This window comes from Microcoleus sp. S36a_B3 (genome assembly GCF_036700745.1).
Classification (GTDB): domain Bacteria; phylum Cyanobacteriota; class Cyanobacteriia; order Cyanobacteriales; family Microcoleaceae; genus Microcoleus.
In genome coordinates, this window is the sequence record NZ_JAUBPN010000001.1 from 84,634 (window position 1) to 98,986 (window position 14,353).

At 46.7% G+C, this 14,353-nt stretch carries 13 protein-coding genes; 7 read left to right on the forward strand and 6 right to left on the reverse strand.

Annotated features, from left to right (window positions below):
- The first annotated feature begins 541 nt into the window (after window positions 1-541).
- Window positions 542-850, forward strand: a complete 309-nt coding sequence (locus QUA01_RS00330) for a DUF1830 domain-containing protein (RefSeq protein WP_333088530.1) — start codon at window positions 542-544, stop codon at window positions 848-850.
- 69 nt (window positions 851-919) lie between these two features.
- A complete protein-coding gene (locus QUA01_RS00335; RefSeq protein ID WP_333088531.1) occupies window positions 920-1,264 on the forward strand; it encodes a late competence development ComFB family protein in 345 nt (114 codons plus the stop codon).
- A gap of 91 nt (window positions 1,265-1,355) precedes the next feature.
- Here the strand turns inward: QUA01_RS00335 and QUA01_RS00340 are convergent, their stop codons facing one another.
- The 4 genes from QUA01_RS00340 to QUA01_RS00355 all read right to left on the reverse strand — a co-directional run bounded on the left by QUA01_RS00340 (window position 1,356) and on the right by QUA01_RS00355 (window position 7,448).
- Window positions 1,356-1,709, reverse strand: coding sequence for a DUF6464 family protein (locus QUA01_RS00340; protein ID WP_333088823.1), 354 nt, complete (start codon window positions 1,707-1,709; stop codon window positions 1,356-1,358).
- Window positions 1,710-1,957: 248 nt separating this feature from the next.
- Window positions 1,958-2,689 (reverse strand): sucrose-phosphate phosphatase, encoded by a 732-nt coding sequence (locus tag QUA01_RS00345; RefSeq protein ID WP_333088532.1) that lies wholly within the window; start codon window positions 2,687-2,689, stop codon window positions 1,958-1,960.
- 350 nt (window positions 2,690-3,039) lie between these two features.
- Window positions 3,040-6,381 carry a PAS domain S-box protein gene (locus QUA01_RS00350; protein ID WP_333088533.1) on the reverse strand — a complete coding sequence of 1,114 codons (3,342 nt, stop codon included), beginning with the start codon at window positions 6,379-6,381 and terminating at the stop codon, window positions 3,040-3,042.
- Window positions 6,382-6,788: 407 nt separating this feature from the next.
- Window positions 6,789-7,448, reverse strand: a complete 660-nt coding sequence (locus QUA01_RS00355; protein WP_333088534.1) for an HAD family hydrolase — start codon at window positions 7,446-7,448, stop codon at window positions 6,789-6,791.
- A gap of 694 nt (window positions 7,449-8,142) precedes the next feature.
- Here QUA01_RS00355 and QUA01_RS00360 point away from each other — a divergent pair.
- The 3 genes from QUA01_RS00360 to QUA01_RS00370 all read left to right on the forward strand — a co-directional run bounded on the left by QUA01_RS00360 (window position 8,143) and on the right by QUA01_RS00370 (window position 11,080).
- Window positions 8,143-9,951, forward strand: coding sequence for an aspartate kinase (locus QUA01_RS00360; protein WP_333088536.1), 1,809 nt, complete (start codon window positions 8,143-8,145; stop codon window positions 9,949-9,951).
- Between the two features lie 128 nt (window positions 9,952-10,079).
- Entirely contained in the window at window positions 10,080-10,313 is a 234-nt protein-coding gene (locus QUA01_RS00365) for a hypothetical protein (protein WP_333088537.1), read from the forward strand.
- 356 nt (window positions 10,314-10,669) lie between these two features.
- Entirely contained in the window at window positions 10,670-11,080 is a 411-nt protein-coding gene (locus QUA01_RS00370; protein WP_333088538.1) for a hypothetical protein, read from the forward strand.
- Window positions 11,081-11,471: 391 nt separating this feature from the next.
- Here the strand turns inward: QUA01_RS00370 and dcm are convergent, their stop codons facing one another.
- Window positions 11,472-12,509 carry a DNA (cytosine-5-)-methyltransferase gene (gene dcm, locus QUA01_RS00375; protein WP_333088540.1) on the reverse strand — a complete coding sequence of 346 codons (1,038 nt, stop codon included), beginning with the start codon at window positions 12,507-12,509 and terminating at the stop codon, window positions 11,472-11,474.
- 259 nt (window positions 12,510-12,768) lie between these two features.
- Between dcm and QUA01_RS00380 the strand changes: the two genes are divergently transcribed.
- A complete protein-coding gene (locus QUA01_RS00380) occupies window positions 12,769-13,152 on the forward strand; it encodes a DUF4346 domain-containing protein (protein WP_333088543.1) in 384 nt (127 codons plus the stop codon).
- A 58-nt stretch (window positions 13,153-13,210) separates the two neighbouring features.
- Here QUA01_RS00380 and psb32 read toward each other — a convergent pair whose 3' ends face one another.
- Complete coding sequence (gene psb32, locus QUA01_RS00385) at window positions 13,211-13,933, reverse strand: photosystem II repair protein Psb32 (protein WP_333088544.1); 723 nt, start codon at window positions 13,931-13,933, stop codon at window positions 13,211-13,213.
- A gap of 132 nt (window positions 13,934-14,065) precedes the next feature.
- On the opposite strand from psb32, the gene QUA01_RS00390 reads away from it, so the two are divergent.
- Entirely contained in the window at window positions 14,066-14,296 is a 231-nt protein-coding gene (locus tag QUA01_RS00390) for a hypothetical protein (protein ID WP_333088545.1), read from the forward strand.
- Window positions 14,297-14,353: the final 57 nt, after the last annotated feature.

Here is a 14,353-nt window from a genome sequence, read left to right on the forward strand (position 1 = left end):
AGCTTTGAGATCGGGTGATTGGTTACTTTAAACCCTGATTCCCCAGAAGTTCCACAGATAACCTCGGGGAGTCCGGGTTTTTTGTGGCGCGTAAATTTGAGCGAACTCTACATTATGTACGCGCAGAATAACTGTTGTTGAAGTTACCGAGACTTGCGTCAAGCACCGGTTAAAAACCCGGACTGTCGAATGTAGCGAAGTTTTTTTTAGGACTGGCGCGCGGGCGGCAATCACCTTGATTTTTCACGAATTACAGAGTCTGCAGCCGACAGATTAGGTAAAAAACCCGGGTTTCTGCGCTAGTGCGGTAATGCCTGCTGGGGCAAAAGTATATTCATCGAAAAAAAATGATAGTCTTCATAATTCCCTCAGATTTTTTAGATATTGTTTGTTTTAGGTTCTACAGTTGAAGGTCACACTCTCAGCAGTATCCCGCTGCCGAAGAAAAAACCTGCAGTCTGGGGAGTCGGGGTCAGGGATGGTGCTTTCGATTAACTGGTGCCACAGCATAAGTTTTTGAAAGATTGTGGAGATTTGTTAAATGTTAGACCGGGTATCTTCTAAAGATAGCGACCACATTTTGTGCTATTACCCAAATACTACGAACCAAATTCAGGTGGTTCGGATTGGGAACATTCCTAATTGGTACTTTGAAAGGGTGGTGTTTCCGGGAGAGCGACTGATGTTTAAAGCTGCGGTAGAAGCAGTCTTAGAAATTCACACCTGCGCCGTAGCAACTGCTATTTTATCGGACAAGATTCCGTGCTACGTGCTGCGGGTTATAGAAGAGGTTAGTTCTGAGTTGGATCGGGTTGTTCCTAAAGAAAAAAGTGCGGTATTGTCGCGCTAAAATCAAGAAAAAATCCGAACAATTAGAGCGGAAAAAATATTAGTTAAGTAGTGTTTTAGGACGGCAAAAATGCAGAAAAATCTTGTCAATATGACCTTGGCTTTAGTGACAGAGGAAGTAGAAATTATCTTGGGGTCTTATCCCAAGTATCCTTACCAAGAAGCTTTTTCCCCTTGGGGCTTGCGGCAGGATTTGATTGCTTACGTACTCAGCCGAGTTCCTAATAAATATATTGCGATCGACTCCGGTGAGTCCCTCAACCAAAAAGTGCAGATTCGCTGTTCTTCAGAGCAGTTGCTGCACATAGAAAATTTGATTCATACTGGGATTCGCGACGTGCTGCACAGCTATCAGAAGATAGATTGTGGCGTTTGGGAACAAGTTAAATCTGGTGAGAGGGTTGCTAGTTGGTAAGAATAGTTTTCGCTTGATGGGGGAGATGCCGATCGGCTCGGCACTCTCGGTTGAGCGATCGAGCTATAATTGTGTACCTGTTCGATCGCGATTAACACTTTTGGTAATCCCCGCAGCCGTCGCAGGGGCCATTAGGTTTGACAGCACAGCGGAGAATTTCCGATCGAGCGTTAAAGCGACAGCTAGGATCTCCGATAATCCAGATACCGCTGACAAATGTTCTTTCCGTCGGCGGTTCCACAGACTGCACGTACAGGGCAATTTTTTGCAGTTGGTAGCGGCCGGATTTGAGTTGATAGCGGTGGTGGCGTTCCAAAACAGCATAGGTTTGTTCCTCGAAATCTAGATAGTTCCCCGGTTGCGGTGTCCAATCGAGCCGAGTGCTGCCTAAAGATTGGCGGGGGTGAGAGAGAATTAATTCTACTGGTAAAGTATTTTGTTCCATGTGGCGGTCTGGCAAGCTAGTATACGCTGATGGTATCGCACTCACAGGTTCGATCGAGATGCGGTGGAGATTCTGAACGGATTTTAAAGGTTTGCGGGACTTGCGGTGCGTTTGTAGTAAGGACTTCAGTCCTCTGACCCCGATCGGGCGCGAGCTCGCTTAGGTGCTCGCAGGCTTTAAATGCAAAACACAGATGCTCCCGATGAGGACGGTCATCCTGACTGGGAACAAAACCGGATTTTGTGCCATCAAAATTCCCAAAAATATGCCATTCCTTCCATGATTCCTCCAGCGCCAGCAGAGCGAGCTAAATAATGATTGTTGCCGCCGAATTCGCGATGCCATGCTAAGAGTTCGGACATAGCGTTAGCGACGATTACCCCCCGAACATCTTGTTCAAACATACTGATATCGTTGCCAGAATCGCCGCAGACTAATGTTAACTCTGATGGAATTTGCAGGCGCTTTTGTAAATAAGTCAAGGCATTACCTTTATTGCTAGTTTCCGGTAAAATATCTACATCGCGATTGCTGCTAAAAATGATTTGAGCGGCCAATCCCGATGCTGTTAATTTTTGCTGCAATTCCTGAATAATCGAGCTATGTTCTGTTGATGGTTCCAGAAAATAACTGATTTTCCAAGGATTTTGTGTTTGTGGGGGTTGGGGTTTAAGTTTCTTAAACTGCTGAACTAAAGAGACGATCGCCATTTTATCCCAATTTTGAGAAATATATTGAGCCCAATCTAAATCCAGCGCGCCATCTTGGTAAATCTCGCTACCTACACCTGCGATTAAATAATCCGGTGCTAGCAGTTGTTTTTCTGCAATTAATTCGCAAGTCGAAGCATGAGAACGCCCGGTAGCGTAAACCAAACAAATTTGCGATCGCATTGATTGCAAGCGCTGGTTGAAAAATTGAGTTGCTTTGTCATCTCCCACGAGCGTATTGTCTAAATCTGTAACTAACAAAAACTTCATTTTTGGCATTATTCAATAGTCAGCAGTCATCAGTGATTAATGATATCATGTCCGATGGCTTGACTGCGATCGATCGGGTTCGTGCGTGCGGACTTATATCGTTTCCGGTTGCATCGGAAAAATAAAATCGAGTCAACAGTCAACAGTCCGTAGGGGCGGTGGATGGTGCGTGCGGGCCCTCTTAACAGTTAACAGTCAACAGTCAACAGTCAACAGTCAACAGTCATGTATGAGTGCAACCGGATTTGATATTAAATCCGTTTTCGCTACGGACACTTGGACGCAGTACAAACGGTTTTTGTTTTGGTAATCAAACGGAGACGATTTGACTTTTCCCCTGCGTCCGAATGTCAACGAATTGGAATTTCGATAATAAATTCGGTACCTTTACCCGGTTGGGAGACACACTGCAATTTGCCGTTATGTTTTTCAACGACAATTTGGTGCGAAATTGATAAACCCAAACCTGTACCTTTACCTACGGGTTTTGTGGTATAAAACGGATCAAACAAACGCACAATCTTATCTTCGGGAATGCCAGGGCCGTTGTCTTTGATCCGAACGCAAATACTTTTATTATCAATTGTTTCAGTTTTAATTGTAATTGTAGGAAAGTTAAAATCAGCGGTATTCTTTCCTTGGCTGCTGTTTTCTTCCAAGGCATCCATCGCATTGGCTAATACATTCATGAATACCTGATTTAACAGTCCGGGATGACATTGTATTTGTGGCATTTCTCCGTATTCTTTAATAACTTCAATGCCCCGCCAGTTGGCTTTGGCTTTCAGCCTGCTGTTCAACATTAACAAGGTACTGTCTAAACCTTCGTGAATGTCGGCAGATTTGATTTTTGCTTCGTCCGCCCGCGAGAAATTGCGGAGAGTTTGAATGATTTCTACAATGCGATCGCATCCTGTGTGCATCGAATTCAGCAATTTTGGCAGGTCTTTTGCGAGAAATTCTATGTCTATATCTTCGGCTTGTTTCTGAATTTTGGCTGGGGGAGTTGGGTACTCTTCTCGATACATTTGCACGATGTCTAACAAGTCGAGAATGTAGTCGCGGACGTGGCAGAGGTTGCCGGCGACAAAGCCCACTGGGTTGTTGATTTCGTGGGCAATTCCTGCTAGGACTTGTCCGAGGGAAGACATTTTTTCGGTTTGGACTAACTGCATTTGAGTTTGCTGCAAATTGTGCAAAGCTGTTTGCAGTTCTTGAGATTTTTGCCGATCGCGCTTTGCGGAGGCGGCCCGTTCTTCCTCAACTCCGATCGCCCCAGCAATAATTCCGATCAGCTTGCAATCGGCTTTAGAAGGCGCGATCGGTTCGGTGTAGACAACGCACACCGAACCGACATAATCGTCGCCACGCCGCACTGCTTGTCCCAGATAGCTTTTGAGTTCGTAGCGGATGACAGCGGGATCGCTTTTGCCATAGATCGTGTTCTGCAAGTCAGGAATTGCCACAGCCAGATCGCTGGCTTTTTGGTATACGTCAGTGCAGATGTGGCCCTCGGCGCGATCGACCTCCGGGTAGTCAGGCGGCGTTTGCCAAGTTGCGATCGCGCGCAGCAGCCCGCCACCGACGTGGCTGTAGACGGCGCAGGTTCCGCCCAAAAGCTCGCCGGCTAAGGTTGTCAGGCGCTGGATGTTGTCAGCAGCATCGGTGGTGAATCCCAAAAAGCACTCGTTGATTTTGCTGAGGCGGTACTCTGCTTGCCGGCGCGCCGTCATGTCGCGGGAGTTGACCACAATTCCCCTCACAGCGGGGTCTGCTAGCAGGTTAATACCGACTCCTTCGAGAAAACACCAAGAACCGTCAGCGCGCCGGAACCGACCTTCTAGGGCGATCGGATCGCCTGGATTTGCGAGCAGTTTTTCGCCGTCGGATATCACCGAGGAAATGTCGTCAGGGTGAATGAAATCGAGAACCATTCGATCGGTGAGTTCCTCTGGTTCGTAGTCCAAGACTGTTTCTACAGAAGGGCTTTCGTAAACAATGCCGCCGCCCTCGTCGAGAATAGTAATGATGTCGGAACTGTTGAGAATCAGCGATCGCCATTTAGCCTCATTTTGCAACAAAGCTGACTCGGCTTGTTTGCGATCGGTAATATCCTCTACCATTTGCAAAATAAACTGTGGGGTTCCCTGACTGCTGTCGATAACAGAGGCGCTGAGGCGTCCCCACCTGATGCTGCCGTCTTGGCGGAGGTAGCGCTTTTCTATTTGGTAAGCTTCGCGCGATCCCGCTGCCAACTGTTGGCGCAACTCCCGCGAAGCTGGTGCGTCTTCCGGATGCGCGCAGTCGTCGAGGCCGACACCCCGCAGTTGAGCTTCCGAGATCCCCAGCATAGCTTGAAATGCCGGATTAGTGGCGATCGCAACACCTTCGAGGGTAGCGACTACCATGCCGATCGCAGCGCGTTCAAAAATTGCCCGAAACCGCTGTTCGCTGTCGCGCAAAGCTGCATCCGCTGCCACTTCCTGCGTAATGTCCCGCCCCGCCACTGCCAAACCTTTGCGCGAACCGTCGGGGTTGAACAGTGGCACTTTCCGCACTTCAAACAAATTGCTGCCGCCTGTGGGCAAGGAGACAATTTGGCGGCTGGAGGTAAGAGTGCCTGCTTGCCAGGTGGTTTCGTCGGTTTCCTGCCAAGTTAGCAGGATTTCTCTGACTCTGGGATCGGCGGCGGCAGCGAGTTCGGCAGTAGTTTTGCCCTGGTAGTCTGCGGTTTCCCACCCCAAAAGTTGCAGGGCGCAGTCGTTGGCAATCAGCCAGCGCCCCTCGCTGTCTGTGAGGTTGATCGCGTCGGGGACGGCGTTGATCGCGGTTTTCAGCCAGTATTCTTGATTTCGCAGGGCTGCTTCGGCTTTTTTGCGGGCGACGATTTCGGCCACGGTTCCCTCGTAGTAAAGGAGTTCGCCGTTTTCGTCGCGGACTTCGCGCACGTTTTCCGAGATCCAGGTAGTGCTGCCGTCTTTGCGGCGGACACAGGACTCAAACTCCTTCAGGGAGCCGTTTTTGCTGATTTCTGCCATGAAGGAAGCGCGGCGGGTGCGATCGACGTAAAGGTTTTTTGCCGAACATTTTGCGATCAGTTCTGACGGGGAATCGTAGCCGTACATTCGGGCGAGTGCCTGGTTGGCGCTGAGGTAGCGCCCGTCTGGGGCGGTTTGAAATATGCCTTCGGTGGCGTTTTCAAAGATGCTGCGGTATTTTGCCTCGGCTTGTTTGAGGGCTTCTTCTGCTTGTTTACGATCGGTGATATCAGATTGGACGCCGATGAAGTGGGTAACGAGTCCGCTGCTGTCGCGCACCGGCGAGATGCTGAGTTCGTTCCAGAAGGCGGTGCCGTCTTTGCGGTAGTTTTTCAGAACTACTTTGCAGTCATGCTGTTCTTTGAGGGCCACGCGGATTTGATCGACGGCCGCGCGATCGGTATCCGGGCCTTGCAGGAAGCGGCAGTTCTGCCCGATTATTTCGCTGCGATTGTAGCCTGTAATCCGCTCGAAAGCGCCGTTGCAGTAGACTATAGGCTTGTCCGGCTGGGTAGCGTCCGCGATCGCGATGCCGTTGCTGGTAGCTGCCAGGGCGCGATCGTACAGCCTCCAGACTTCTTCTATTAAATTTGGTGTGCCGCCAGTACGAGTCGGCGATAGCGTTTCAGAAGGAATGCTTATATCGATCTGCATGAGTTTCTATAAATTGAGTTTATTGTAGATACCGACTGCCAGCACACCCTATATTTTAACAGAATTGTCTGTTTTCCGAAGGCAGAAGTTAAAAGGCTATCATGCAGAATTGGGGCGGTAAATTCTACCTAAATAAAATCTGGCTTCCCTCGGTTTTTTTTCCTTCTGCCTTCTGCCTTCTGCCTTCTACCTTCAAAGGAATCCTTGTTGTTAATTTATAATAGTTGTTCCAGCGATAACTCTATCTCTGGTATGGTTTACTTGGCAGAGTTTAGGCGGCTTACAATTTCGTTCATTTATTTTTTTAATTAAATAAAAACTACATTATCCGGCTCTAGTAAAAAAAATAATTAAATCCTTTATAGTTAAATGAGTCAAACTCTTCTCTAAAACAAACCGAGGAAAAATTAATTTTGAACGAACACAGCAAGTTCTGAAATATCGTCGATCGCGAAAGTCGGCTCTAGGGCGAGACACTCAGCGCGATCGCCATATCCGTAAGCCGCCCAACCAACATCTATCCCAGCATTTTTAGCAAACAGCAAATCAATCGCTGTATCGCCAACCATTAAAATTTGACTGTTATCCAACTCCGGGAACAGCGGTTTAATAATCGAGTGAAAAACAGTCGGATTTGGTTTCGGAATTATTTGTCCGTTATCACCTAATATCAAATCAAAAAAACTGTGAATTTTCAAGTTTTCTAGAAACAAATTAACAAAACTAACGTGCTTGTTGCTAAAAACTCCCAAATTTAATCCCGACTTGCTCGCCAACTGCAAAACTTGCTTGGTTCCGGGAAATAAATCTAGCTGCTTTTCACCTTCTGTCCGATAAAAAGAGCGGTAAGTTTCCACCCATTGGGGAATTGCACTTTCCTCGATCGCCGGATGCAGGATTTTGAAACTATTTGCTAAATTAATCCCGATTGTCCCTTGAATTGTCTCAGCAGCAGGCGGATCAATATTGAAACTTTCAAAAGTTTTGGTAAAGCAATATACAATAGCTCTGTGAGTAATTGCCAAGGTGCCGTCAAAATCGAAAATAATTAACTTGTACTGACTCATTTTCTTCAAAAAATCCTCAAATTAGAATATGTGCGAATAAATTTAACATAGATGCGACTTTTGCAGCAGTCATAAACTCCATTGTATTAGAGCTTACAGGCTAAACCCGCCCCGACAATCGACCCGATAAACCCGGTGTCTACAAATATTTCTAGTTATTAGTAGAAGTTTATCATTTAATCGAAGACCGCTTCGAGCTAGTGGCAAAAAATAATCGCTGACATTACCCGATCGCACAAATAAAAGTAGAATTAGGCATTTGGCAAGGAGTCGATCGGGGCGTAGAACTGCCTTTGCTGCGCTGGTGGGAGGCATCGGGGACTTTGCTGCCGGCGGCGGAGGAACGGGCAGAACAAGAACGACAAAGGCGCATAGAAGCTGTGTTGTGAATTCAAGCTTTGGAAGCGCGTTTGCGAGAGTTAGAAGGCAGCTAATAGGTAGCCAGAAACCGGGTTTTTTCGCCCAAATATTCGCAAAAAATCCTCAATCTCCCAAAAACCCGGTTTCTTTGAACTTACGCAGCGGTGACGAGAAACCGGGTTTTTGGGTCAAGATATTCGATTCAAACCCTCAATCTCGCCAAAAACCCGGTTTCTTTATTGGCAGTTCATAGGTAAACGTAGGCTATAATCCAGAATTTGCGTATATTAATTGGTTAAGAGTAAAGTATTGCATCACTTTTGTGTAAAGTCCTATGTCACTAATTGTTCAGAAATACGGCGGAACATCGGTTGGTACAGTCGATCGCATTTTGGAAGTAGCGCGACGAGTTGTCAAAACAGTACAGCTTGGAAACTCCTTAGTTGTCGTACTTTCGGCTATGGGAAAAACGACTGACGGTTTAGTGAAACTGGCTAAGGAAATTTCCGCAAATCCCAGCAAGCGGGAAATGGATATGTTGCTCTCGACTGGGGAACAAGTCTCGATCGCGCTTTTGAGCATGGCATTGCAAGAAATGGGACAGCCCGCAATTTCCCTCACCGGAGCTCAAGTCGGCATTGTCACCGAAGCCGCCCACACCCGCGCCCGGATTTTGCGAATCGACCCGAACAGGCTCCAAACCCAGTTAAACAGCGGTAAAGTCGTCGTCGTCGCAGGTTTCCAAGGCATCGCTAACGCGACAGAATTGGAAATTACTACTTTGGGTAGAGGCGGTTCCGACACCACAGCAGTAGCCATCGCTGCAGCGCTGCGGGCCGACAAATGCGAAATTTATACTGACGTGCCCGGAATTCTGACTACAGATCCGCGCTTGGTTGCACAGGCGCAATTGATGGACGAAATCACCTGCGACGAAATGCTGGAATTGGCGAGTTTGGGTGCAAAAGTCCTGCACCCGCGCGCCGTAGAAATTGCCAAGAATTACGGTGTGCCGCTGGTGGTGCTTTCTAGCTGGAGTGACGCGCCCGGTACGCGGGTAGTGTCCCCCCCTCCATCAGCCCGGCCTTTGGAGGGCTTGGAGCTCGCGAAAGCGGTGGATGCGGTGGAGTTTGATTTGGATCAGGCGGGGGTGTCGCTGTTGCGTTTGCCCGATCGCCCGGGGGTAGCAGCGCGGTTGTTTGGGGCCATCGCGCAGCAAAACCTCGATGTAGACTTAATTATTCAGTCAATTCACGAGGGAAATACTAACGATATCGCCTTTACGGTAAGGCGAAATTCGCTGAATCAAGCTGTGGCGGTTGCAGATGCGATCGTGCCCTCCCTCGGCAAGAATTCGCGCCCAGAATTGGGGGAACCGGAAGTGAGGGCAGAAGAAAGACCCATAGCTAAAGTTAGCATTGCGGGTGCGGGAATGATCGGCCGTCCGAGGGTAGCGGCCCAGATGTTTAATACTTTGGCGGATGCGGGGATTAATATTCAGATGATTTCGACTTCCGAGGTGAAGGTTAGTTGTACGATCGATGCTGCAGAGTGCGATCGGGCAGTTGCCGAACTTTGCAAAGCATTTGATGTCGCCAACTCCCCTGTCGGGCTGCGTTGTGCGTCGCATAAACCGCCCGCTGTGAGGGCTGTAGCGTTGGATCTCAATCAAGCGCGTCTGGCAATTCGCCAATTGCCCGATCGACCCGGAGTAGCAGCAAAAATGTTCGGACTTTTAGCCGAAGAAAATATTAGCGTAGACACGATCATTCAATCGCAGCGGTGTCACAATATCGACGGCATATTAACGCGCGACATTGCATTTACCGTAGCACAAATTGACGCAGAAGCAGCTAAAACAGTCCTAGAAAAATCAGCAGTTGAATTCGGATGGGGGGAAGTAGCAGTCGATACAGAAATCGCCAAAGTTAGCGTTGTCGGTTCCGGGATGGTAGCGCATCCGGGAGTTGCCGCCAAGATGTTTGAAGCGCTTTCGCAGCACGAAATCAACATTCAAATGATTGCAACTTCTGAGATTAAGATTAGCTGCGTTGTGGATGAGGCACAGGGTGTCACAGCTTTGAAGGCAATTCACGCGGCGTTTGAGCTGTCGGGCAGTGAAAAAGTTCAAGTTCCAGCGTAATACTTGTTTGTTGTAGTAGTAGGGACACAGTGCGGTGTCCTTATTGCTTATTGCTGCCGTGTCATTATTGCAGATGATTAGGCTGTGTTAGGATCGAATTGGCGATCGGCTCAAAAGGATTGAATCTTATGACTGTAGCGAAGGAACAGATTACTGATAGCAATAGCAACTACAGCCGCTCAGGATTGAGTATCACTCTCAAACGTCTTGGAGAACTTTATGAAGGCGAAGATGATGAGGATGAATACGGCCTTTTAAAAACCAGCGATTTTGCTTTCAAAACAGCACTTAATTTAGTTGTAGAAGCACATTCTGTTATGGGAAGCAGTTTCCCAAAAGCGTCAGCTTGTACCGATCATTAAGGTGGTGTTAGCCTGACTTGGAAAAGTGTAGATCCAGCTTGTAAAGTCCGCTTGTTTTGTCCGTTTATTGACGATGACGAGCAACCTGTTCGCATTTATCATCGCAAAGATGATGAACACGGTTCAGAGAAGGTAATTTCAGCAGCAATATTAGTCGATCGGCTAAAGTGGTTTAATCAAGCATGAACGAACAAGAGTTTAGTAGTAATGCTGATTTGCTGGCTGATTTGTTAGCACAGCAGTCTCAAATTGTCTAGAAACCTTCGCAAGTATAGTGCAGTAAGTTGTCAAATAATTCGACAGCATTAGGCTGTGTTAGGATCAAATTGGCGATCGGCTCAAAAGGATTGAATCTTATGACTGTAGCGAAAGAACAGATTACTAATAGCAATAGCAACAGCGGTTTATCGAATTTCCGCATCACGGTCGAACGTCTGATCGAACTGTTAGATTTAGAAGAAGAGGATGAGTACGGGGTTTTGAGACCGACTGAATATGCTTTCAGGACAGCGATGAAATTGGTGGTTGAGGCCTATGATAGCATGGGAAACAGTTTTCCAAAATGCTCTACAGGTACAGATGACCAAGGCAGTATTACACTAGATTGGACAAGCTTAGAACCAGAGCGTACAGTTCGCCTATTTTGTCCATTCAGTGCGGATCAAACAGTTGACATTTATCACCATGCAAAAAATGAAAATGCGGTCGAAGATATCGCTTCATCATCAACATTAGTTTACTGGTTGCAGTGGTTTAACAAAATATGATAGAACAATCTTCAGGGAGTGCGTCAGAGTTTGAAAAATTACCGGATCGTACACTTGTTTACCGAGTTCTCCGAAAAGGATGGATAGATAGAGATAGATCGATCGTCAAATCGGATGCCTACTATTTGCGCCAACGTATAAACGAACAGGGTATTTCTGTCAATTTTTCCATTCAGCAATCTTTGAGTGCATTGAGAAACTGTGAAGGAGTTGCTAGCCTTAATGTAGGGGAAATTCGAGAATTAGGTCTAAATGTAGTATGTGACTCTTCATCTCATGGCAGTATTATAGGGTTGCCCTATCGTGAAGATAACCGTCCAAGGGCTGATGAGCTTGCACTTTTGTTAGCAAGACAGTCTCTAATTGTATGGGAATCTTCGTCAAGTTGATATCAGAAATTTAAGACGACAAGCTGTATATATTCTTCTGTTTTTGTCTGCTGTTTATTTGGCTCATTTGACAATAAGTTTTGACTTAATATTTCTTGCGCGATCGCCACCACCACGGGCACGCCAACCGAATTTCCAATTTGCTTGTAACTCTCCCCCGCACTAGGATAAGTCTTAAAATCTTCAGGAAAACCCATGAGACGGTAACATTCCTTCAGCGTCAACTTTCTCACCAAATCTCGATCGGGAAAATAGACAAAAAACCTGCCCGATGTTTCTTGCGAAGGAATTGTCGGATGCACGCCATCCACCGAATAAATGCGATTCGGCTGTCTGTGAACCCTCGACAAATGTTCTGTATTCGGCCTCACCCCAGTTTTCCAAGTACCTTTATTTCTGTATCCTACAAACACAAGTCCCGAATCTTGCTGTTTCGGATAATCAATTAAAGTATACTCTGATTTGTCCAATATTTCAAAATCCCCTGTCTCGTCTAGAAATTCCCTGAGTTTGGGAGGAAACTTGCTTTTTAGGAATGAAAAATTGAAGGGTTTACCTTTAGTTGCAATAATAAATATTCTTTCGCGGTGTTGGGGAAGTCCAAAGTCTTTAGCATTCAGCATTTTGTAATTCACGCTGTAGCCCAAATCTTCAAGGCTGGCAATAATTACTTTTAAGGTATTTCCCTTGTCGTGATGGATTAAGTGCTTGACATTTTCCAGGACAACTACTTGAGGTTGTTTTACTTTAATGATTTTACAAATCTCAAAAAATAGCGTGCCTCTAGTATCTTCAAAACCGAGCTTTTTGCCGCAGATGCTAAAAGGTTGGCACGGAAAACCGGCGACTAAAACATCAAAGTCTACTAACTCGGCGGGATTGATGTTACTGATGTCGGCAAAAGGCACTTCGCCGAAATTGTCTGTGTAAACTTCTCGGCATTTGCTATTGATTTCGCAGGAAAAGACGCATTCAAAGCCATTGTTTTCAAAACCTTGTCTGAAACCTCCTATTCCCGAAAACAAATCTATAAATTTCATCTATAATTTAATGCTAAATCTTGCTAAAGCTAATAATAACAGATTTTGTTTATCTTTCTTTTTTCACTCTGTGTTCTCTGCGTTCTCTGCGGTTAATTATACAAATTTAAACAAAAACCAGGCGACGGACAGGAAATTGCCGTGTCTGCAGATATCATCTATAATGTCGATCGCCCAAAATTTCCAAACTTGTCCCGCACCCCACTAAACTAGGAATAGCAAAAAAAATATAGCTACTGTTTACTTCCTTTCACCAACCATGAGTCAAACCTTGGAAAACCTCACCGCCATCGATGACAACCTCTCCAAACGCCACATCGACCTCGATCCAGGCGGCTACTTCATCATCTATCTCGATCGCGAAACCAGCTTAATTTGTGCCAAACACTTCACCAACATCATCGACGATCGCGGCCTGGCTGTCGATCCCGAAACTGGCAAACCCATCCCCGCCCGTGGCAAGGTAGAACGCACTCAGTGCACGCTGTTTAGCGGCAGAACCGCCAAAGAACTTTGCGTCAAAATCCTAGAAGAAACCCGCCCCAGCCCGGTGACAATGTTAGATCACGCGGCTTATCTGGGACGGGAATTTGTACGGGCAGAACTTGCATTGTTGAGCGATCGAGAATACGTTCAAGATTAGTCCAGCCTCGCCCTAATTTCTGGAAAAAAGGTAACTTATCGGATTTAGCAGTACGCGATTACGAAAAACCTTGATACCAGAAATAAGTCACCATTGGAATCACTGTCGCCAACACCAACAGCACAACCACAACAACTGTGGCATTACCTTGTTCTGTTTCTTCAGCTTTTTTAAAGGTGCCTTCAACTTGAATGTTGTCAACAACTTTAGGCGCGCCCGGATCTGGTTCACCGGACAAAACAGTAGCAATGCGCGAACTGGCCTCAGTCAAAGCCTCGTTGTATTTGTTAGCTTCCCGCAGGGGAACCTGCAGGGTTTCCCCTGCTACACTCTGGGCAATTTCATCAGGTAGCAGGGATTTAACCCCTTCGCCGGTGCGAATTACCGCGCTGTTGGTAACAGTGTCGAGAACGAGTAAAATTTGATTGGCCTGGTCTTCTTTTGTGGGAAACCACTGTTCAAACAGTTGATCGCTAAAAGTGGCAACTGTTTCGCCGTAGTCTAAGCGGCGGATGGTGACAAACCTGACTTCTTTGCCAGTTTGCTTTTCCACCTTGTCGAGTTCGCTGTTGATATTGCTTTCGCTGCTACGGCTGAGTACGTCGCCTTTGTCGAACACCCAAGTTCGATCGCCCGCCGACAACAGGGGAAAGTCGTACACGCCAGTCGCCAACGCCGGCAACACCGCTATCTGCGAGGCGATCAGGGCGATCGCGATCGCCGCCGCCGCTGGTTGGAGATATTTTCTCCAGTTAAATAATTGCTTGAAGAGTCTAGTCATGAGGTTAACCGTAAAACTGACTTTTTTCCAAAAATACTATAGAAACCAGCGTAAAATTCAATTTATGCAGGGCAATATTTATAATTAGGTCGTCAGTCCAACTCCCCGCCCGATTATTTTACAATTTTAACTATGCAGCCAGCAGACAGTTATAAAGGTTGGATTGTGCAATCGCAGAAAGTATTCTACGTCGAAGTTTGGGATAGCCGGGGCAACCGCCACGTCGCCGTCCAAAATGCCAAGACTGAAGAGGAAGCTTTGGAATTGGCGAAAAAGTGGATTGATAAGTACGAGTCAAAACCCGGAAGAATGGCGATCGACGTACCGCATCCTTTCGGAGAAATCATCGATATGCCATTTTGAAGTCAGTTGGTAGTTGGCAGTTGGCAATAGTCAGTAGTCAGTAGTCAGTAGTTATTG

Excerpts from the sequence above, each read along its gene's own strand:
- QUA01_RS00330 (WP_333088530.1), top strand. The coding sequence starts at position 542 with ATGTTAGACCGGGTATCTTCTAAAGATAGCGACCACATTTTGTGCTAT.
- QUA01_RS00335 (WP_333088531.1), top strand. The coding sequence starts at position 920 with ATGCAGAAAAATCTTGTCAATATGACCTTGGCTTTAGTGACAGAGGAA.
- QUA01_RS00340 (WP_333088823.1), bottom strand. The coding sequence starts at position 1,709 with ATGGAACAAAATACTTTACCAGTAGAATTAATTCTCTCTCACCCCCGC.
- QUA01_RS00345 (WP_333088532.1), bottom strand. The coding sequence starts at position 2,689 with ATGAAGTTTTTGTTAGTTACAGATTTAGACAATACGCTCGTGGGAGAT.
- QUA01_RS00350 (WP_333088533.1), bottom strand. The coding sequence starts at position 6,381 with ATGCAGATCGATATAAGCATTCCTTCTGAAACGCTATCGCCGACTCGT.
- QUA01_RS00355 (WP_333088534.1), bottom strand. The coding sequence starts at position 7,448 with ATGAGTCAGTACAAGTTAATTATTTTCGATTTTGACGGCACCTTGGCA.
- QUA01_RS00360 (WP_333088536.1), top strand. The coding sequence starts at position 8,143 with ATGTCACTAATTGTTCAGAAATACGGCGGAACATCGGTTGGTACAGTC.
- QUA01_RS00365 (WP_333088537.1), top strand. The coding sequence starts at position 10,080 with ATGACTGTAGCGAAGGAACAGATTACTGATAGCAATAGCAACTACAGC.
- QUA01_RS00370 (WP_333088538.1), top strand. The coding sequence starts at position 10,670 with ATGACTGTAGCGAAAGAACAGATTACTAATAGCAATAGCAACAGCGGT.
- dcm (WP_333088540.1), bottom strand. The coding sequence starts at position 12,509 with ATGAAATTTATAGATTTGTTTTCGGGAATAGGAGGTTTCAGACAAGGT.
- QUA01_RS00380 (WP_333088543.1), top strand. The coding sequence starts at position 12,769 with ATGAGTCAAACCTTGGAAAACCTCACCGCCATCGATGACAACCTCTCC.
- psb32 (WP_333088544.1), bottom strand. The coding sequence starts at position 13,933 with ATGACTAGACTCTTCAAGCAATTATTTAACTGGAGAAAATATCTCCAA.
- QUA01_RS00390 (WP_333088545.1), top strand. The coding sequence starts at position 14,066 with ATGCAGCCAGCAGACAGTTATAAAGGTTGGATTGTGCAATCGCAGAAA.